Raw genomic sequence first — 20,378 nt, forward strand, 5'->3', positions numbered from 1 at the left:
GGGTGCTGCAGGTCAGTGACGGGTATCCACCCGCGGTCGGTGGCCTGGAACGAACGGTGAAGGCCTTGGCCGACGAACTGGCGCACCGTGGGCACGAGAGCAGGGTGGCCACCCTGGAAACTCCTGCCACCACGGAGGCAGGGGTGCCGGCCGTCTCGCAGGAGGGCTCGGTCACCGTTCACCGACTCCGCGGGTGGACCCGTCACCTGCAACGGTTCTCGGTCGATCCGCACCATCAGTTCCACCCGACCGCGCCCGATCCGCAGCTGGTCCGCCGGCTGCAGGAATTGGTCGACGAATACCGCCCCGATGTCGTCCACGCCCATGGCTGGATTCTGAATTCCTGCCTGTCACTTCGGCTTCCGCCGGAAACCTCCCTGGTCGTCACGCTCCACGACCACGGCCTGGTGTGCGCGAAGAAGACCCTCATCCGCACCGATCAGTTGGATACCCCCTGTGGTGGACCGAGTTTGCGGCGCTGCCTGCCGTGCGCATCCGACTTCTACGGTCCGGTCAAGGGAGTGGCGCTGACCTTGGGCCTGCGCGAGAGCCGGCGGCGGCTGGACCGCATCGCGTTGTACCTGCCGCTCAGCGAGTCGATGGCACAGGCGAATCTGCCCGGTGTCTCCGGCGATCGATATGCAGTGACACCGCCTTTCGTCACCGACGACGTCGTGGCCGCACCGGACGTCGAGCGGCCGGACTTCCTGCCAGATGGTGGGTTCGTGATCTTCGTGGGCGCACTCGGCGAGCACAAGGGAGTCGGGACGTTGGCGTCGGCGCATCAGCAGATGTCCGCCGCGCTACCCCTGGTGGTGATTGGTTCGGGATCGGCTGACGTCGGCCGGCTCGCCGGATCCGAAGAACGACCGGTGATCGCCAGATCCGGTGTGCCGCATGCGGAGATCATGGCCGCGCTGTCGTTCGCCACGGTGGCGGCCGTACCCTCCCGGTGGGCCGAGCCGTTCGGTCTGGTGGCCGTGGAGGCGATGGCCGCTGGGGTGCCGGTGGTCGCCAGCCGGGTGGGATCGATGGCCGAGATCGTGCTGGACGAAGTCACCGGGCTGCTCGTGAAACCCGGTGATGCACAGGGGTTGTCGGCCGCATTGGACCGAGTGGTCAACGATCCGGCACTGCGGTCACGGCTAGGACGGGCCGGGACCGATCATGCCCGGAACTTCTTCGCCTCGGCCGTGATGCCGAAGGTATTGGCGGCCTATGGACGTGCGCTGGCGTCATCCGTCTGATCGATCGGGCCGTCTGCGCTGGAGCGAAGAGCTGAGGAGTCATCACGAATTCTTCCTCGTGCGTCGGTCGCCACTGGCGATGACGGTGTTCGGGCACTCCTCCGCGGCGCGCGCCTTCCGGTCGATGAGGGACGTCCGCGGCCGGTCCGGTTCCTGAGACCCGCACGAGTGCAGACGGGAAAAGGCGAAACCTGCCCGGCCGGTGGCACCGTAGGATCACGGTCTGCCTGATGAGCTCACAATCGGGCTGCCCTGAACCCCTCGACCGAAGGAATGCCTGTGCTTCGCGACCGTCTTGCCGGCTCACTCCGTCCCACCGATGCCGCTGCGGCAGAGGTCGGCAGTGCGAACGGTAGCGATGAGATCGGTACTGCGAACGGCACCGTCACGTTGGCCGGTTGGGTGGCCCGACGTCGTGACCATGGCGGCGTCATCTTCATCGATCTCCGTGATTCGAGCGGGGTCGTCCAGGTGGTGTTCAGGGAAGGCGAGATCCTGGAGCAGGCGCACCGTCTGCGCAGCGAGTACTGCATCCAGGTCTCCGGCGCCGTCGAGGTCCGACCGGAGGGCATGCAGAACGCCGAACTCGCCACCGGAGCGGTCGAGGTCAACGCCTCGGTCCTGACGGTGCTCAGCGAGGCCGCGGCCCTGCCCTTCCAGATCGAGACCGACTCTGGAACGGCGATCGGCGAGGAGACCCGGCTCAAGTACCGCTACCTCGACCTCCGTCGGGCCGGGCCGGCGGCGGCGCTGCGCCTGCGGTCGTCGGTGAACAAGGCGGCCAGAACCGTGCTGGACGAGCACGACTTCGTCGAGATCGAGACCCCGACCCTGACCAGGTCCACTCCCGAAGGCGCCCGCGACTTCCTGGTGCCGGCCCGGCTGCGGCCCGGATCGTGGTACGCCCTGCCGCAGTCGCCGCAGCTGTTCAAGCAGTTGCTGATGGTGGCCGGCATGGAGCGCTACTACCAGATCGCCCGTTGCTACCGGGACGAGGACTTCCGCGCAGACCGGCAGCCCGAGTTCACCCAGCTCGACATCGAGATGTCGTTCGTCGACCAGGACGACATCATCGCCCTCGCCGAGCAGGTGGTGAGCTCGCTGTGGAAGTTGATCGGCCACGAGATCCCCACGCCCATCCCGCGGATGACCTTCCGCGACGCCATGGACCGCTACGGGTCGGACAAACCCGACCTCCGCTACAAGGGTGAGCTCACCGAGCTGACCGACTACTTCTCCGGCACGCCGTTCCGGGTGTTCCATGCACCCTACGTCGGTGCCGTCGTGCAGCCCGGCGGTGCCTCCACGCCACGTCGCGGGTTCGACGCGTGGCAGGAATGGGCCAAGCAGCGCGGCGCCAAGGGTCTCGCCTACGTCACAATTTCCGAGGACGGCACGCTCGGCGGGCCGGTCGCCAAGAACATCTCCGAGTCCGAGCGTGACGGTCTGGTCGCCGCGGTCGGCGCGAACCCCGGCGACGCCATCTTCTTCGGCGCCGGCGGCCGCCGTGGTGCGCAGGAACTGCTCGGTGCCGCCCGGCTGGAGATCGCCCGCCGGGGTGGACTGATCGACGAGAAAGCCTGGGAGTTCGTCTGGATCGTGGACGCGCCGCTGTTCGAGCTGGTCGCCGAGTCCTCCGACGACGCCGCGACGGCCGTCGGCGGCGCGAACAGCACCTGGACGGCGGTGCACCACGCCTTCACCTCGCCCAAGCCGGAGTTCCTCGACACCTTCGACACCGACCCGGGCAGTGCGTTGGCCTACGCCTACGACATCGTCTGCAACGGCAACGAGATCGGCGGCGGGTCCATCCGTATCCATCGCCAGGATATCCAGGAGCGGGTCTTCGCGATCATGGGCCTGTCCGAGGCCGATGCCCGCGAGAAATTCGGATTCCTCCTGGACGCCTTCACGTTCGGCGCTCCGCCGCATGGTGGGATCGCGTTCGGCTGGGACCGGATCGTGATGCTGCTGGCCGGTGCCGACTCGATCCGCGAGGTGATCGCGTTCCCGAAGTCCGGCGGCGGCTACGACCCGCTGACCGCGGCCCCGGCACCGATCACCGCCGGCCAGCGGCGGGAGGCCGGCGTCGACGCCGTTCCGGTCAAGAAGGTCGAGACGCCGAAGGCCGAAACGCCGAAGGCCGAAACGCCGAAGGCCGAGACGCCGAAGACCGACGGCTGAGCGAAAGTCCGTGCTGCATCTCCGATTACTGGTGCCGACCGAGCTCAGCGCTGCGGTGCTGGCGTTGCTGGGCGGCTATCCGGGGGTCGCGCACCTGAGCAGGATCACCGGCGCAGCCCTGGAGCCGGCCGGTGACCTGATCGAGGTGGAGGTAGCCAGGGAGGTCGCGGACGAACTGATCGCCGAGCTCCACACCCTCGGACTGACGACGTCGGGTGCGATGTCCGTCAGCCCGGTCGACCTGTCCTTGTCGGCCGCCTCGGCGCAGGCGCTGGCCGAGGCGCCGGGAAATTCGCCGGACTCGGTGATCTGGGAACAGGTGGAAGCCAGGATGGGCGCGGATTCGGCTCTGTCCGGGACGTTCCTGGCCTTCTTGACCATCGCGGCGTTGCTGGCGGGCATCGGCGTGGTGCTGGATTCGCCGATCACCGTGGTCGGAGCCATGGTGGTCGGCCCGGAATTCGGCCCTCTGGCCGCGATGTCGGTCGGAATCGTGAGGCGACGACCGGTGCTGATCCGTCGCGGGGCGATTGCGCTGGCCGTCGGATTCCCGTTCGCGATGCTGGTGACCGCCGCCGCCGCCTGGGTAGGGGCCAGGACCGGGCTGATCAGCACGGCCGACCTGACGAGCAATCCGCAGACCGAGTTCATCTACGAGCCAGGTGTGCTGTCGCTGGTCGTGGCATTGCTGGCCGGTGCTGCCGGGATGCTGTCCACCACCAGTGGCAAGTCGGCCGCTCTGGTCGGGGTCTTCATCTCGATCACCACCGTGCCGGCGGCCGGCTATGCGGCGGTGGCCACGGTGCTGGGCGAATGGCACCAGGTCGGCGGGTCGGCCCTGCAGTTGCTGATCAACCTCATCGGCATCGTGCTGGCGGGGGTGGTCACGTTGATGATCGTGCGGCGGATCGACGTGTACCGGGCCTCCCGGCGGGTGCCGGCAGATTAGTCGGACATCACCACTTCTGACGTCATCACGTCGGACAGGGCGGTACGGACGGCCTCGACCGACCGGCGGACGTCTTCGTCGTCGGTCGCCCAGTTGCTGACCGAGATCCGCAGCACCGCGCGGCCCTGCCATCTCGATCCCGACATCCAGACGGTGCCGGCCGCCAACAGAGCGGCGGTCACGGCGGCGGTCCGCCGGTCGTCGCCGAAGGCGATGCAGACCTGCGTGTAGACCACCTGGTTGAGCACCTCCGCCCCCTCGATGCCGTCGATACCGGTGGCCAGCGACCTGGCCGTCGCGCAGAGCCGGTCGACGAGACCTGCGACGCCCGCCCGACCCAGCGACCGCAGGACGGCCCAGACCGGAACGCCTCGCGCGCGCCGGGACAGCTCGGGTACCCGCTCGAAGGGGTTCCCCGGGCCGTCCGCCTCGCTCGGCAGATAGCTGGTCTGCAGTCCGAAGGTCGCCCGCATCGCCCTGGCGTCCCGCACCACGGCGACCCCGCAGTCGTAGGGGACGTTGAGGGTCTTGTGCGCGTCGGTGGCCCACGAGTCGGCGTCGGCGAGACCCTGCGCCAGGAAATGCATCCCGGGTGAGGCCGCGGCCCAGAGCCCGAAGGCCCCGTCGACGTGGACCCAGGCGTTCCGTCGGTGGGCCGCGGCCACCGCGGCGGTGAACGGATCGAACGCGCCGGAATGCAGATTGCCGGCCTGCAGGCACACGATGATCGGCTCGCCTCCGGGTATCCCGTCCAGCGCGGCCGTCAGTGCGTCGACGCGAATCCGGCCCTGGGCGTCGGCAGCGACCGCGACGGGGCGGCCAAGGCCCAGGTAGCGGAGGGCGGCGTCGACGGTGTCATGCCGCTCCGCGCCGACGAGGACGTGGATCCTCGGTGCTCCGCACAGGCCCTGCGTTCCGACATCCCACCCGACGCGATCGAGGACGGAGAAGCGGGCGGCGGCGAGGCCGGTGAAGTTGGCCATCGTGGCGCCTGTGACAAACCCGACGTCTGCGCCGGAGGGAAGTCCCAGCAGGGCCAGCAGCCACCGGGCAGCGGACTCCTCGATCGCCGACGTCGCCGGCATCGGCGTCCGCATTCCGGCGTTCTGGTCCCAGGCGCTGACCAGCCAGTCCGCGGCCAGTCCGGCCGGCAGCGTTCCGCCCATCACCCACCCGAAGAACCGGCCGGAGCCTATCGCCATCAGTCCCGGCTCGGCGCCGGTGGCCAGTTCGTCGATGACGTCGGCCGGGTTCTCGCCGTCCAGCGAGAGCGGCCCGCCGAAGGTGGCGCCCAGTTCGTCGATGCCCAGTCGCGGCCCGACCGGTCTGCTGTCGAGCCCGGCGAGCCAGTTCCGCGCGTGCCAAGATGCCCGATCGAGTGCCAGGGCGTAGTCGTCGCTGCGATCGGTCATCGTCGTCCTTCGGTCGGTGTCATACGTCGGTCAGCAGGGAGAGACGGCGCTGCAGCAAGGGATTATCGATCCCGTTTGCGATCACCACGGCTGACGGGAGGTCGGCGCGATCGCCGATCCCGGCGCTGTGCACGGTCGCCCAGACCTGGAATTCGGGCAGGTCGTACCGGACCGCCTCGGTGCGAAGGCGGTCGGCCAGCGCCCCGACGAGCGCGGGCTCCGTATGCACCGCGAGCTCCAGCTGGGCCAGGCCCACGTAGGCCGAGACCCACACGTAACGGTCCGGTACCCGGTCGCTGCGCCGCCTCGCGTCCACGATCCACTCCCAGGCCGAGGCGGCGTCGCCGCTCTGCTGCGCCGTGATGCTCAGCACCCTGGCCGCCATGCCCTCCCAACACGGATCGCCCAGTTCGCAGCCGAGGGCGAACGCGTGCTCGGCCTGGGTCCTGGCCTTTTGCCATTCACCCTGGTGCCCAAGGCATTCGGCGCGGAGGGCCTCGGGCCAGGGTAGGAAGGCGTTCCAGCGGAGCTGCTGCGCACGTTCGATGCTGGCCTCGGCTGCGGCGACCGCCTCCGGGGTCCGGCCGGAGAGCATGAGCGAACGGGCCAGGACGCCGAGGCTCCAGATGCCCTGGCGGTGCCGGTCCGCGGTGTCGGCGATCCGTACCGACCTCGTCAGGAGCCTGACTGCGGAGAAGTGTCGTCCCTGGTCCGCCTCGTTCATGCCGCGCAGCGCAAGGATCCCGGAAGTCAGCCCCGGTTCGTCGTCTCCCGCCAGTTCGGCGAGAGCATCGTCGAGGGCCAGAAGGGCGGAACCGTGCCGTCCGGCCTGGATGTCGACGAAGGCGAGTTCCCGCAGGATGTCCGCGGCCAGTGCCGATCGTCCGGCTGCGCGTGCGGCACGCAGTCCACGGTGCAGGACCAGGGCGCCCTCACCGTCGAATCCGCGCACCGAGTGGACCAGGGCGGCACCGAGTGCGTGCAGCACTTCGGCCAGCAGCGCGGAGTCGTGGGCGCGCTCGGCGTCCGCGGCCGCCCGTCGCAACGTTTCGACACCACCGTCGGCGGCACCCGCGTCCAGCGCAGCGCGTCCCGCCTGCAGCAGCGCCGCTGCGACCACTCCCGATCTCACGCCGACCGGCGGCGGCAGCGTCGGATCCTGCGCAGCGGCACGCAGGGCCGGAGACAGGACGAGGCCCTCCCGGGCGAACATGCCCTCGCAGGCCGCCAGATGCAAGGTGGCCACACCGCTGCGGCCATCAGTCACCAGAGCCCGAAGCAGCAGCTCCTGTGCATGTTCGTCGAGCGGATCGAGGCGGGCGGCGGCCTCGGCGACCGTCACCGCGCGCTCCGGTTCACCCGCAGCCAGCAGCCGCAGGACGGTGGTCCGCAGCTGCTGACGGCTCTTCGCCGCGTAGTGGGAACGGGTCAGCAGCAGCCAGGTGTCGAAGGCGGGGGAGTCGCGGAGCTCGACGCCGTCGAGCAGGTCGCCGGCGACATCGACGACGTCCAGCTCACCGGCGTCCAACTGCCACACGTCGACCTCCAGGCGCCCACGGTCCAGCACCACGGGATCACCCCGCAGCAGGTCTGCGCGTCCCAGCGATCGCCGGAGGTCGGCCAGGGCCCACCGCAACGCGGCGGCCGGATCGTCGGCCTCGCCGAAGAGCTCCATCGCCAATTCGGTGCGCAGTACGGGCCGCTCCGCCAGTGCGATCCTGGCGAATACGGCCCACGACTTCCGTCCGCGGGCGGACGGGTGTGGCCCTTCGTCGGTGAACTCCGGACGAGGGCGGCCGAGCAGCCGCACCCGCACCGTCATGGAGCGGCCGGCTCAGACGGTCGCCGAGGCGAGGTCGACCCGGCCCTGCAGGCCCTGGATGTCGGCAGTGCGCAGTCCCTGCCCGCCGATACCCCAATCACCACTGCGGACCTCCTCCACGACGACCCAGGTGACCCCGCGAAGGTTCTCGCCCTCGACCGCCACCACGGCGTCGGTGATACCGGCGATCATGTCCTTCTTCTGGTCGGATGTGAAGACACCCTCGATGACCTTGACGTTGACAAATGGCACGGTGAGCTCCCTGCGTCGTGGTGAGTGCTGACGGCGATCACCATCACCGGGCACCGTGTGAGGATTCGTGTGAGCGGCGGAGCCCGTTCCACGTTGGAAACACGCACTCCATAGAGTTGGCGACTGGCGTCCGGTCGTGCCGGGGCGCACGGTGCACCGATCGCACCATCACCGAGAGGATCTACGTGGGCATCAAGGTCGCGCTGGAACACCGGACCACCTATCGGTTCGACCGGCTGGTCACCATCAACCCGCACGTCGTCCGCCTGCGCCCGGCCCCGCACTCCAGGACCAAGATCGAGTCGTACTCGTTCACCGTCACCCCCGAAGACCATTTTCTGAACTGGCAGCAGGACCCGTTCGGCAACTTCCTGGCCCGGCTGGTGTTCCCCGAGCGCGCCACCGAGCTCTCCATCACCGTCGGGATCGTCGCCGACCTGCAGGTCTTCAACCCGTTCGACTTCTTCATCGAGGACTACGCCGAGCACTACGGGTTCAGCTACCCGCCGGAGCTGGCCGCCGATCTGGAGCCCTACCTGCACCAGGTCGACGAGGGCGCGCCGGGGAGCGGCCCCGGTGCCGTCGTCACGGACTGGGTCGAGCAGCTGGTGATCGCGCCGAACACGCCGATGATCAACTTCCTGGTGCAGGTCAACAGCGCAGTGCGGGGCGACGTCGGGTACTCGGTCCGGATGGAACCCGGTGTCCAGACGCCGGACCACACGCTGACCACCGCGATCGGCTCCTGCCGTGACTCGGCCTGGTTGCTGGTGGCAGTGCTGCGTCAGCTCGGTCTGGCCGCCCGCTTCGTCTCCGGCTACCTGGTGCAGCTGTCCTCCGACATCCCGTCTCTGGACGGACCGTCCGGCCCCGTCACCGACTTCACCGACCTGCACGCCTGGTGCGAGGTCTACGTGCCGGGTGCCGGCTGGATCGGGCTGGACGCGACGTCCGGGCTGTTCGCCGGCGAAGGGCACATCCCGCTGTCCGCGACCCCGCACCCGGCCAGTGCCGCGGCGATCACGGGGTCGACGGGGATCACCGGGACAACGCTGGAGTACTCCAACACGGTGATCCGGGTGCACGAGGACCCACGAGTCACGTTGCCGTACACCCCCGATCAGTGGTCGGCCATCCAGCAGCTGGGGGCCGATGTCGACCGACGGCTGGTCGAGGGTGACGTCCGGCTGACGATGGGTGGCGAACCGACGTTCGTCTCCATCGACGACTTCGTCGCACCGGAGTGGACCGTGGCGGCTGACGGCCCGGCCAAGCGGGAACGCGCGGGCGTGCTGGCCGCCAGGTTGGCGGAGATCTACGCGCGGGGCGGGCTGGTGCAGCGCAGCCAGGGCAAGTGGTACCCGGGCGAACCCCTTCCCCGGTGGGCGATCTCGCTCTACTGGCGTACCGACGGCGTCCCGTTGTGGCGGCAACCGGCCCTGCTGGCCGACCCGTGGGCGATCCCCACCGGGCACAAGGCGACGGACCCGCTCGCGCCCAAGGTCACGTTGGCGCCGCCCACCCCTGGCCAGCGCTCGATCGCGGAGAAGTTCACCGCGGCCGTGGCGGCCGGATTCGGGCTGCCGGTGACCCAGGTGCGTCCAGCGTACGAGGATGCGGTCGCCCGCCTGGCGCAGCAGGTGCGCCTGCCGGCCGGCGCACCACCGGTCGATCTGGACCCCGGCGCCGACGGGACCGATCAGCGGGCCGAGCTGGTGACGGCCCTCGAGAAGTCGGTCGGGGATCCCACCGCCTTCGTCCTGCCTCTGATCCGGTTCACCCCCGAGCACGCGCCGGAGGCGGCGGAGGGCTGGGGGAGCCCCGACTGGTCGCTGCGGCGTGGTCGCATCGTGCTGCTGCAGGGCGATTCCCCGGCCGGCCTGCGACTGCCACTGGATTCCATCTCCTGGGTGCGGCCGGAGCCGACGGCGCAGCCGGACCCGCTGCACCACAAGCCTCCGCTGGATCCCGAACCCGGTCGCGCCGTCGTCCTGCCCGACCCGGAGGGCCTGCCGACCACCGCGCTCGTGGTCGAACAGCGTGGCGAGTACCTGTACGTCTTCCTGCCGCCGATCGAGGAGCTCGATGCCTTCGTCGAGCTGATCGCGCTCATCGAGGATGCCGCGCGAACGCTGCGGACGGCGGTCGTCATCGAGGGTTATGCACCGCCGGGAGATCCTCGGCTGACGAGCATGTCGGTCACGCCGGACCCGGGCGTCATCGAGGTGAACGTCCAGCCGACGTCGACCTGGACGCAGCAGGTCGAGCTGGCGACGACCCTCTACGAACAGGCCAGGCAGACCCGCCTCGGTACCGAGACCTTCGCCGTCGACGGACTGCACGGCGGGACCGGCGGTGGCAACCACATCACCCTCGGCGGAATCACCCCGGCCGAGTCACCGATGCTGCGCCGCCCCGATCTACTGGTCTCGCTGCTGACCTACTGGCAGCGTCATCCGAGCCTGTCGTACCTGTTCTCCGGGCGCTTCATCGGTCCGACCTCGCAGGCACCGCGGGTCGACGAGGGACGGCCGGAGACGTTGTACGAGTTGGAGATCGCCTTCTCGGAGATAGAGCGACTGAGTGCGGAGGACGGCACGGCGCCACCGTGGGTGGTCGACCGGGCACTGCGGCACCTGCTGACCGACCTCACCGGCAACACCCACCGCGCCGAGTTCTGCATCGACAAGCTCTATTCACCGGATTCCGCGCGTGGCCGGCTCGGGCTGCTGGAACTGCGCGGGTTCGAAATGCCGCCGCACGCCCAGATGTCGCTGGTGCAGGCCCTGCTGGTGCGCTCCCTGGTGGCCAAGTTCTGGGAGAAACCGTTGCAGGCCAGACTGATCCGGCACGGCGAGAATCTGCACGGGCGACATCTGCTGCCGCACTTCGTGATTGCCGACATCGCGGCGGTGGCAGCGGATCTCCGCTCGTACGGCATCGACTTCGCCACCAGCTGGCTGGATCCGTTCTGCGAGTTCCGCTTTCCCCGGATCGGCACGGTCAGCGTCAGCGGCGTCGGGATGGAGTTCCGTTCGGCGATCGAGCCGTGGAACGTGCTCGGCGAGGAGGCCACTGCCGGCGGGATGGCCCGCTACGTCGATTCTTCGGTGGAGCGGATGCAGGTGCGGGTGGACGGTGCGGACAACGGCCGTCATGTGCTGACCTGCAACGGCTACCCGGTGCCGTTGATGGACACCGAAACCCCCGGCCGGCAGGTCGCCGGCATCAGGTACCGGGCCTGGCAACCGCCCAGCGCGCTGCATCCCAGCATCCCGCCGCACTCACCGCTGGTCTTCGACCTGGTGGACACCGACACCGGGGTCTCGCTGGGCGGCGCCACCTACCACGTGGTGCATCCCGGCGGCCGGTCCTATGACGCGCCGCCGGTCAATGCGCTCGAGGCGGAGGCGAGGCGGACCAACCGCTTCGAGGCGGCCGGCCACACCAGCGGCCACGTCGACGTCGCCCAGATCAGGGAGCGGATCGCTCGGCTTGCCGTCGACGCTGCGCCCACCGGGATGCTGGATCTCCGACGCGCCACCGCAGTCTGTCGGTGAAGCCGCCGCGGCGCGCCGACTCCTTGCGAAACGATTGCACGAAGGCGTCCGGGGGCGTGAATCGGTCGGATCGAGGCCCCTCGTGCCTCACAATCGGTGGTGTGAATTCCTCGACCGGGTGCGGTGCGGCGTGTGCTGACGCCGCGCGTGCCGCATCGCAACGCGCGTTGGCGGCGGTGCTCTGCTGATGACCGCGGGAGTGCAGACCGGCGCCGATTCGCTGGTCGAGGACTATCTCGGCCGGTCCGGCATGCTGCCGCCGGCCGGTTCGCAGTTGCGCCGGCGCTACGACGAGTTGACCGGCGCCACCGGGAACCTGCTGCCGGGCTGGGCCGAGATCGCGGGTGGCCTGGACTCGATCGGCCATGCCGGGCTGTCCGGTCTCACTTCGCTCGTCGACCGGTTGCTCGAGGACGACGGTGTCACCTACACGCCGGTCAGTGCCGGCCAGCGGACGGCCGTCCCGGCACAGCGCTGGCAGCTCGATCCGGTGCCTCTGCTCATCGAGGCGGCCGACTGGGCGCGGCTGGAAGCCGGGCTGCTGCAGCGGTCCACCCTGTTGGACGCAGTGCTGACCGACATCTACTCCGCACGCAGCGTGCTCACCAGCGGCCTGCTGCCGCCGGAGCTGGTCTTCGAACACGAGCACTACCTCCGGCAGGCGCACGGCATCACCATTCCCGGTGCACACCAGCTGTTCTTCCACGCGGTCGACGTCTGTCGCGCTCCGGACGGTGGCTTCGAGGCGCTCGGCGATCGCACGCAGGCGCCGTCGGGGGCCGGGTACGCGATGGCGGACCGCCGGGTGGTGTCCCGGGTCCTGCCGGACCTGTTCCGGCGCAGTGCACCCCGCGGCCTGGCCAACTTCTTCCACAGCATCCTTGGATCGCTGCACGCCGTCGCGCCGAACGGTGTGGAGAACCCGAGAGTGGTCGTGCTCAGTCCCGGTACCCACTCCGAGACGGCGTTCGACCAGGCGTTCCTCGCCTCGCTCCTCGGTCTTCCGCTGGTCGAGAGCGCCGACCTGACGGTCCGCAGCGGGCGCCTCTGGATGCGGGCGCTCGGCCGCTACGAGCCAGTGGATGTGGTCCTACGGCGGGTGGACGCTGCGTGGTCGGACCCGCTGGACCTCCGTCCGGACTCGCAACTGGGTGTCGTCGGCCTGACCGAGGTCTGCCGGCGCGGCACCGTGACGGTGGTCAACAGCCTGGGCAGCGGCGTCCTGGAGAACCCAGGGTTGCTGCCCTACCTGCCGGCGTTGGCCCGCGAACTGCTCGGCGAGGATCTGAAACTGCCGTCCGTGCCGACCTTCTGGTGCGGCCGGCCGGCCGGCCTGTCGCACGTGCTGGCGCACCTGGACGAGATGGTGCTGCGACCGACCGGCCCGGGGAGTTCGGTCGTGCCGGCCATGCTCGGTTCGGCGGACCGCGCGACGTGGCGACTGCGGCTCGCCGCCGAGCCGACGAGGTGGGTGGGTCAGCAGCAGGCGGCCTTCTCCGAGGCGCCCGCGGTCGGACCGCGCGGACTGTCGGCCCAGCGGGTGGGCATGCGCCTGTTCACCGTGGCGCACCAGTCCGGCTACGTGGCGATGCCCGGTGGGCTCGGACGGATCGTCGGTGACAGCGGTGTTTCCGGGTTCCCGCCAGCGGCGGAGATCATCCCGACCGGACCCTCGGTGGCCAAGGACCTCTGGGTTCGTTCGCTCCGTGTCGAGCCGTCGTCATCGGTGGAGCCGGTCGGCGTCTCCGACCAGGACTCCGGCCCACTGGTGCAGCCGGTCGAGATGGCTGCTGCCGCGTCGCCGCGGGTGCTGGAGGATCTGTTCTGGCTCGGGCGCTACGCCGAGCGGACCGAGGACCTCACCCGGCTGCTGATCACCACACGCGGGCTCGCGGACACCTATCGCTACCGCCGGTACGACGAGGGCGCCGGGTCCGTCCCGGTCCTGCTGTCGGCGGTCAGCGCCGTGTCGGCCGCCCATCCGTCGCTGTCGTCGGCCGTTGACCCGGTGGCACGGATGCGTCAGGTCGTCCTGGACGTGGACACGCCGGGCACGGTCGCCCAGTCACTGGCCGGTCTCCAGGAGACGGCGCGCGCGGTGCGTGACCAGCTGTCGGGAGACACCTGGATGGTGCTGGCCGGGGTCGACCGGGCCATCGCGGAGCTGGCCGCCACCCCGGACGACACCGGCGCCGTCCTGCAGTCGACCCACGCCGCCATCCTGTCCGGCATGCTCGCGCTCTCCGGGCTGGCCAGCGAGAACATGGTCAGAGACCCCGGCTGGCGCCTGATGGACATCGGCCGACGGGTGGAACGGGGTCAGCAACTGGCCGCCCTGCTGCTGGCCACGTTGACGCAGGCCCACCGGGGAGCGGTGGAGTCGATCGTCATCGAATCCGTGCTCGCGGTGGCCGAGTCGGGGCTGACGTATCGGCGCCGGTACCGCGGGCGCGTCCAGGTCGGCACCGTCCTGGAACTGCTGCTGCTGGACAGCGGCAACCCGCGCTCGCTCGCCTACCAGGTGGGCCTGATCGCGGAGAACCTGCGCCTGCTGCCGGACGCCTCCGGGACGAGCCGGCCGGAGCGACTGACCGAGGAACTGGCGGCCACCCTGCGCCGGGCCCGCCCGGCGGAGATGGACGACGTCGACGCCAGCGGTGACCGGCCGGAACTGGCCCAGTTCCTGACGAGCGTCAACGAGGCGCTCCGGAATCTCGCGGATGCCGTTGCCACGGCACACTTCTGGCGTTCGCGCCCGATGCTCCCGCTCGGTCAGCACGTCGGGGACAAGGTGCAGCTGTGACGGACATCGGAAGGGCGGACGAACCCGTGACGCGTCGCTATCGCATCGAGCACCGGACGGCCTACCGTTACTCCGACAGCGTGTCCGCCTCCTACGGACGCGGATATCTGCGACCGCGGGTGCTGCCCTGGCAGGACCTTCAGTCGCACACGCTGGTGATCGAGCCGGCACCGTCGGACGCGGCCGAGTCGACCGACGTCTACGGCAACGTCGACAGCTACTTCCACGTCACCAAGTCGCACACCGAGCTGGTCGTGACCGGAGTGTCGATGGTGGTCGTCCGGCGACCGGAGATCGACGTCGTTGCGGCCGAACGTCCGTGGGAGGACGCCCGCATCGGTGAGGTCGACGCCGAGGGCATGGAATTCCTGCTGGCCTCGCCCTACGTCCAGATCACCGAGGAGGTCCGCGAGTACGCCGCGAGCAGCTTCCGTCCGGGTCGGCCGGCGATGGATGCACTCGTCGATCTGGTTCGCCGCATCCATGCCGACTTCAAGTACTCGTCGGGGTCCACCAAGGTGGGGACCTCGGTCCCGGAGATCCTGACGAAACGGTCGGGCGTCTGCCAGGACTTCGCCCACCTGATGGTGGCCTGCGCCCGGTCGCACGGCCTCCCGGCCCGCTACGTCTCCGGATACCTGGCGACCAACCCACCGCCCGGCCGCGAACGGATGGTCGGAGTCGACGCCAGCCACGCCTGGGCCGCGGTCCGTGTGCCCGGCGGTCACTGGCTCGCGCTGGATCCGACCAACGATCAGCTCGCCGACGAGCGCTACACGACGGTGGCGTGGGGTCGCGACTACGGCGACGTCCCGCCCCTTCGCGGGGTCATCTTCACCGACGCCGAGACCAGCACCATGAAGGTCGCCGTCGACGTCGCCCCGCTCTGACGGGGACTTTCGGGTGCCCCGCGTTGCCGCGCTCTGACCGGGTGTGCTCCTGGCACCGAGGCCCCGTGTTCCGCGCTGACAGAAATGCCGCGGTTTCCGCGCATACAGGAATGCCGGGCGCATACAGTTCTGCCCGTTTTCGGCCTCCGCGGCGCTGTTTTGAGCGCATCTGTATGCGCGGGCTCCGAGCGTGCTGAATATCTAATCAGCTGGGCTCGCGCGGATGAACTCGTTGAGTCCAGTCACCCGGATCCCATTCGGCCCAGTTGATCCGCGCCGCGGTTGTTGATCCGCGCACATCAATGCGCCTGCCCCGGCGGGACCGGCGACGGACGACGGGGGCGGACGACGGGGGCGGACGACAGGAGCGGGCCGAGGCGGGCGGCCGGGGCGGGTCGAGGCGAGCGGATGGGGCGGCTCGGGGTGTACGGGACCGTGAGGTGGGCCTCGTTTGGGGCCAACCACCTCGGGAACAGTGGAGACGGCGAGTTCGTGGACAGCCCGGCCGGACCGTTAGGGTTCTCAGCGGGCGGAACGAAAACGCCTGCAAGCAATGTCGAGAGCGCTGACCCCTGCGCCGAATGAGGATGGATCTTCCATGCGTGACTTCCTGTGCCCGAAATGCGGCCAGCGATTGGCTTTCGAGAACTCCGTCTGTCTGAACTGTGGCAGCAACCTCGGATTCGACCTGCAGGCGAGGGATTTCGCGCTGGTCGGCCCTAGCGGGATGACGAACCAGCAGCCACCGCAGGTGATGTGCGCGAACCTCCACATCGCTGGCTGCAACTGGCTGGTGCCGTCCGGCGTTCCGGGTGGACTGTGTCGTTCCTGCGCGTTGACCAGGACCCGCCCCGCCAACAGCGACCTGACCGGACTACCGGAGTTCGCGGCGGCCGAGGCGGCCAAGCGCCGGCTCGTGTTGGAACTGACCGAGCTCAGCCTTCCCATCAACGGCCGGGACGTCGACCCGCAAACCGGACTGTGCTTCGACCTGCTTTCGAGCCAGCATGCGCCGGTGATCACCGGACACGACGACGGCGTGATCACGCTCGACCTCGCCGAGAGCGATGACGTCCACCGCGAGCAGTTGCGGGTGTCGATGGCCGAGCCCTACCGCACCCTGCTCGGGCACTTCCGTCACGAGACCGGCCACTACTACTTCTCCGTGCTGGCCGAGAACTGGCCGGCCCGCGGCGAGTTCCAGACCCTCTTCGGTGACCCGGAGCTCGACTACCAGCAGGCGCTGGACCGCCACTACTCGCAGGGTGCCCCGATCGGGTGGGAGCGGACCTATGTCTCCTCCTACGCGACCATGCACCCGGCCGAGGACTGGGCCGAGACCTTCGCCCACTACCTGCACATCCGCGACACCATCGACACCGCAGCGGCTTTCGGTATTGCACCGGCCGGAGCGACCGTCGACCGGCCGATGGCCGGTGACGCCGGGTTCGACCGGATCATCGAGCTGTGGCTGCCCCTGTCGTGGGCGTTGAACATGATCAACCGTTCGATGGGCCACTCTGATCTCTACCCGTTCGTCCTGCCGCCGGCCGTGCTGGAGAAGATGCGACTGGTCCACAAGCTGGTCGCTGCCGCCTGACCGATCTCACCAGTGGCCGACTGGGTGCGTTGCGCACCGTGCAGTCGATGACGTGCGCACCGGCCGGTAGCCTGCCTTCGTGACCGACTTCGAGCCCGGCCTGTTCGGGCCGGCGTCCGGACCGGACGGCGATGCCTCAGTGGTGTCGCCGGCTACGGCCTACCAACGGCCGCGGTTCGACCCGCAGGCACCGCTTGCCGTCCGGATGCGGCCGATCAACCTGGATGAGGTGGTCGGTCAGACCCACCTGCTCGGGCCTGGGGCCCCCCTGCGTCGACTGGTGGAGGGCGGCTCGCCGTCCTCGATGCTGCTCTACGGTCCGCCCGGAACGGGCAAGACCACCCTGGCCACCCTGGTCGCCGGGGCCACCGGACGACGTTTCTCGCAGCTCTCGGCGCTCTCGGCCGGCGTCAAGGAGGTGCGGGCCGTCATCACCGACGCCTCGAACGCCCTGCGGCGCACCGGCGAGCAGACCGTGCTGTTCATCGACGAGGTCCACCGGTTCTCCAAGACCCAGCAGGACTCGCTGCTGGGCGCGGTGGAGAACCGCACGGTGATCCTGATTGCCGCGACCACCGAGAACCCGTTCTTCTCGGTGGTCTCCCCGCTGCTTTCGCGATCCCTCGTGCTGCAACTGCAACCGCTCACCGACGACGAGATCGGCGACCTGCTCGACCGGGCCGTGGTGGACGAGCGCGGATTGGCCGGCGCACTGGTGCTGGACCCTGCGGCCAGGGCGCACGTGCTCGCCCTGGCCGGTGGTGACGCCCGGCGGGCGCTGACCGCGCTCGAAGCGGCGGCCGACAGCGTGCAGAACGAGAACGGCACGGTCATCGACCTGACGGCCGTGGAGCGCGCCGTCAACCGGGCGGCGGTCCGGTACGACCGCGACGGCGACCAGCACTACGACGTCACCAGTGCGTTCATCAAGTCGATCCGGGGTAGCGATGTCGACGCCGCGCTGCACTACCTGGCCCGGATGCTGGAGGCGGGGGAGGACCCCCGGTTCATCGCCCGCCGCCTGATGATCCACGCCTCCGAAGACATCGGCATGGCCGATCCGACCGCTCTGCCCGTGTGCGTGGCGGCTGCGCAGGTGGTCCAGCTGGTGGGTCTTCCCGAGGCCCGGATCGGGTTGGCCCAGGCCACCATCCACCTGGCCACCGCGGCCAAATCCAACTCGGTGGTGATGGCCATCGACGCAGCCATCACCGACGTCAGATCCGGACGGATCGGTTCGGTGCCGCCGTCGTTGCGGGACGGCCACTATCCGGGGGCCGCACAGCTGGGCAACGCCCAGCACTACGTCTATCCGCCGGACGTGCCGGGTGGGGTCGCGCAACAGCAGTACCCCCCGGACGAACTGGTGGGGCGCGACTACTACACCCCGGTCGGTCGGGGTGCCGAGCGTCCGGTGGCAGAGCGGCTGCCCCTGATCCGGCGGGCGATCCGGGGCGGGCCTGCGGCTCGCGCCGACGATGACAAGGGCGGCAGGGGCCTCGAGAAGGACCCCCAGAAAGGCCCCGAGAACGACCCCCAGAAGGACCCGGACAAGACAGCCAAGAAGGAGCGCAACTGATGTCGATCGCAGCGATCAGAGTGGCAGCGGCCGGTGGACCGGAGGTCCTGACGATGGGCGAGGTCGACCTCCCGTCGCCGGGTCCGGGTGAGGCGCTGCTCCGGGTCGGCGCTGCAGGCATCAACTTCATCGACATCTACCGACGCAGCGGCGTCTACCCGATGTCCTACCCCTACACCCCCGGGAACGAGGGGGCCGGTTCCGTGCTCGCCGTCGGCGATGGTGTCACCGAGGTGGCCGTCGGCGACCGCGTTGCCTGGTCGGATGTGCCGGGATCCTATGCAGCGCAGGCCATCGGGTCCGCAGCCAAGCTGATCCCGGTCCCCGACGACGTCGATGACCAGCAGGCCGCGGCTCTCCCGCTACAGGGCATGACCGCGCACTACCTGGCCTCCGATTCCTACCGGATCGTCGCGGGCGACACCGTCCTGATCCACGCCGGAGCAGGTGGGGTCGGGCTGCTGCTCACCCAGATCGCAAAGATCAAGGGCGCCACCGTGATCACCACCGTCTCCAACTCGGCCAAGGGCGAGCTGTCCACCGGGGCCGGTGCCGACCACGTGCTGGTCGGCTACGAGGGATTCCCGGAGGCCGTTCGTGAGCTGACCGGCGGCACGGGCGTACTGGCCGTCTACGACGGCGTCGGCAAGGACACCTTCGACGGCTCGCTCGCCTCGCTGGCACGGCGCGGAACCATGGTGCTGTTCGGCGGATCCAGCGGTCAGGTGCCGCCGTTCGACCCCCAGCGACTCAACAGCGGCGGGTCGCTCAGCCTCACCAGGCCGACCCTGGTCGACTTCACCGTCACCAGGTCCGAGATCCTGGGCCGCTCGCAGGAGCTGTACGGCTGGGTCGAGGACGGCCGGCTGGACGTGCGCATCGGCGGCACCTACCCGCTGGCGGACGCCGGAGCTGCCCAGGACGATCTTGCCACCCGTCGGACGACCGGAAAACTCCTTCTGATTCCCTGACCGGCGACCGATCCTGTCAGGGCGACCGATCCTGTCAGGAAGCCGGGCAACTCTGGCCAACGGCGATCTCGACCGCGCAGAAGTTGCTCGACCACGCAGCTTTGGCGCCGGCATCGCCGATTCGATAGGCCTGGACCACCGCAACGGCCGCGATCGCCACGGCGAGGACACCGACGGCGATCTGTGCGCCGGTCGAACCGAGAACCGCCGGACCCTTCGACCGACGGACGAGCACCGGCAGACCCCAGGCGGCCAGCGCCAGGACGAAGAGGCCGATGGCCCAGGGGGTCAGTCCATCTCCCAGTCGGATGTGGGTGAGGATCAGCTGGCCGTTGGGGGTGGCGGGGTTGATGTACACGTGCCGCTGCAACCACTCTCCGGCGTTGGTCGTGATCGGGACGCAGATCAGCGCCAGCAGCGCGATGATCGGGGTGCTGATGCCGAGACGCCGGCGGGCCGCCGGCCAGACCGCGGACAGGACCGTCATGCCTGCGGCCACCGGGATCCCGATGACCACCAGATGGATGAGCAGGATGTGCGCGGGTAGTCCGTTGATCTCATTCACCCCCACAGCATGCGGTGTGCCGTCTGACGGCGCGCGGGCGGGGACGGCGCGCGGGCGGGCGGGCCGGCGCGGGACGAGAAGGGCATCTGGGTGCGCGGGTACGCTGTGATGCGGCGAGCGGACACCGAGACTGCACTCCAAGGACCTCCGAAGGGACATCGTCGACCGTGAAGCGCATCTATTACTTTTCCGCAGGGGTGGCCCTGGGGGCGATGGCAACCCGTCGCACCCGCCGGGCCAAGGAAGCGGCGCGCGCTGCGCTGGCCGCCAAGCTGACCCCGTCGGCCATCGCGTCCGACGTGGCCGACGCCATCGCGGAACTCGGCAATGCCGTCGGATCGTTCGCCCAGGACGTCCGTCAGGGCGCAGCCAACCGCCGCGCCGCCTACCGGCCGATGGTCGACAACAACACCGGTGTGGTCGCCATGCTGGCCCCCGACCAGGTCGGGTTGGCCTACCCGCTCAGCTCGGTCGACACCGTCCACACCATCACCGTCGCGGACCCACGTTCCGCCTGACGGCACCGTCCGCTGCCGTCGACCCG

14 protein-coding genes are annotated in these 20,378 nt (G+C 69.6%); 10 read left to right on the plus strand and 4 right to left on the minus strand.

The window, feature by feature from the left end:
• Positions 1-2 precede the first annotated feature (2 nt).
• The 3 genes from ABIB25_RS16950 (at position 3) to ABIB25_RS16960 (ending at position 4,380) form a co-directional block, all read left to right on the plus strand.
• The gene (locus ABIB25_RS16950) at positions 3-1,247 is read left to right on the plus strand and encodes a glycosyltransferase family 4 protein (RefSeq protein WP_354529726.1); all 1,245 of its coding nucleotides are present in this window, start codon (positions 3-5) and stop codon (positions 1,245-1,247) included.
• Positions 1,248-1,526: 279 nt separating this feature from the next.
• Positions 1,527-3,431, plus strand: a complete 1,905-nt coding sequence (gene aspS, locus ABIB25_RS16955) for an aspartate--tRNA ligase (protein ID WP_502919829.1) — start codon at positions 1,527-1,529, stop codon at positions 3,429-3,431.
• 10 nt (positions 3,432-3,441) lie between these two features.
• Positions 3,442-4,380 (plus strand): DUF389 domain-containing protein, encoded by a 939-nt coding sequence (locus ABIB25_RS16960; RefSeq protein WP_354529657.1) that lies wholly within the window; start codon positions 3,442-3,444, stop codon positions 4,378-4,380.
• On the opposite strand, the gene ABIB25_RS16965 is transcribed toward ABIB25_RS16960, so the two are convergent.
• From ABIB25_RS16965 to ABIB25_RS16975, 3 genes are read right to left on the minus strand one after another with little or no spacing between them, the layout of a single operon-like run.
• Positions 4,377-5,792 (minus strand): pyridoxal phosphate-dependent decarboxylase family protein, encoded by a 1,416-nt coding sequence (locus tag ABIB25_RS16965; protein WP_354529658.1) that lies wholly within the window; start codon positions 5,790-5,792, stop codon positions 4,377-4,379. The two genes, ABIB25_RS16960 and ABIB25_RS16965, sit on opposite strands and share 4 nt — an antisense overlap.
• A gap of 19 nt (positions 5,793-5,811) precedes the next feature.
• Complete coding sequence (locus ABIB25_RS16970) at positions 5,812-7,614, minus strand: AfsR/SARP family transcriptional regulator (protein WP_354529659.1); 1,803 nt, start codon at positions 7,612-7,614, stop codon at positions 5,812-5,814.
• A gap of 12 nt (positions 7,615-7,626) precedes the next feature.
• Positions 7,627-7,866 (minus strand): tautomerase family protein, encoded by a 240-nt coding sequence (locus ABIB25_RS16975; RefSeq protein WP_354529660.1) that lies wholly within the window; start codon positions 7,864-7,866, stop codon positions 7,627-7,629.
• A gap of 185 nt (positions 7,867-8,051) precedes the next feature.
• On the opposite strand from ABIB25_RS16975, the gene ABIB25_RS16980 reads away from it, so the two are divergent.
• The 6 genes from ABIB25_RS16980 (at position 8,052) to ABIB25_RS17005 (ending at position 19,269) form a co-directional block, all read left to right on the plus strand.
• Positions 8,052-11,426, plus strand: coding sequence for a transglutaminase family protein (locus tag ABIB25_RS16980; protein WP_354529661.1), 3,375 nt, complete (start codon positions 8,052-8,054; stop codon positions 11,424-11,426).
• Positions 11,427-11,613: 187 nt separating this feature from the next.
• A complete protein-coding gene (locus ABIB25_RS16985; RefSeq protein ID WP_354529663.1) occupies positions 11,614-14,229 on the plus strand; it encodes a circularly permuted type 2 ATP-grasp protein in 2,616 nt (871 codons plus the stop codon).
• A complete protein-coding gene (locus ABIB25_RS16990) occupies positions 14,226-15,119 on the plus strand; it encodes a transglutaminase family protein (protein ID WP_354529664.1) in 894 nt (297 codons plus the stop codon). Before ABIB25_RS16985 ends, ABIB25_RS16990 begins: the two co-directional genes overlap by 4 nt.
• Positions 15,120-15,717: 598 nt before the next feature.
• Complete coding sequence (locus ABIB25_RS16995; RefSeq protein WP_354529665.1) at positions 15,718-16,719, plus strand: zinc-binding metallopeptidase family protein; 1,002 nt, start codon at positions 15,718-15,720, stop codon at positions 16,717-16,719.
• A gap of 139 nt (positions 16,720-16,858) precedes the next feature.
• Entirely contained in the window at positions 16,859-18,298 is a 1,440-nt protein-coding gene (locus ABIB25_RS17000; RefSeq protein WP_354529728.1) for a replication-associated recombination protein A, read from the plus strand.
• 5 nt (positions 18,299-18,303) lie between these two features.
• A complete protein-coding gene (locus ABIB25_RS17005) occupies positions 18,304-19,269 on the plus strand; it encodes a quinone oxidoreductase family protein (RefSeq protein WP_502919835.1) in 966 nt (321 codons plus the stop codon).
• A 34-nt stretch (positions 19,270-19,303) separates the two neighbouring features.
• Here the strand turns inward: ABIB25_RS17005 and ABIB25_RS17010 are convergent, their stop codons facing one another.
• Positions 19,304-19,834: a hypothetical protein gene (locus tag ABIB25_RS17010; RefSeq protein WP_354529667.1), complete on the minus strand. Its 531-nt coding sequence runs from the start codon at positions 19,832-19,834 to the stop codon at positions 19,304-19,306.
• Positions 19,835-20,001: 167 nt separating this feature from the next.
• Between ABIB25_RS17010 and ABIB25_RS17015 the strand changes: the two genes are divergently transcribed.
• Positions 20,002-20,352, plus strand: a complete 351-nt coding sequence (locus ABIB25_RS17015) for a hypothetical protein (protein WP_354529668.1) — start codon at positions 20,002-20,004, stop codon at positions 20,350-20,352.
• Positions 20,353-20,378 lie beyond the last annotated feature (26 nt).

Origin of the sequence: Nakamurella sp. UYEF19, assembly GCF_040546275.1 — a bacterium.
Taxonomy (GTDB): Bacteria; Actinomycetota; Actinomycetes; order Mycobacteriales; family Nakamurellaceae; genus Nakamurella.

Coding starts and splice junctions, on each gene's coding strand:
- ABIB25_RS16965 (WP_354529658.1), bottom strand. CDS start 5,792: ATGACCGATCGCAGCGACGACTACGCCCTGGCACTCGATCGGGCATCT.
- ABIB25_RS16970 (WP_354529659.1), bottom strand. CDS start 7,614: ATGACGGTGCGGGTGCGGCTGCTCGGCCGCCCTCGTCCGGAGTTCACC.
- ABIB25_RS16985 (WP_354529663.1), top strand. CDS start 11,614: ATGACCGCGGGAGTGCAGACCGGCGCCGATTCGCTGGTCGAGGACTAT.
- ABIB25_RS16995 (WP_354529665.1), top strand. CDS start 15,718: ATGCGTGACTTCCTGTGCCCGAAATGCGGCCAGCGATTGGCTTTCGAG.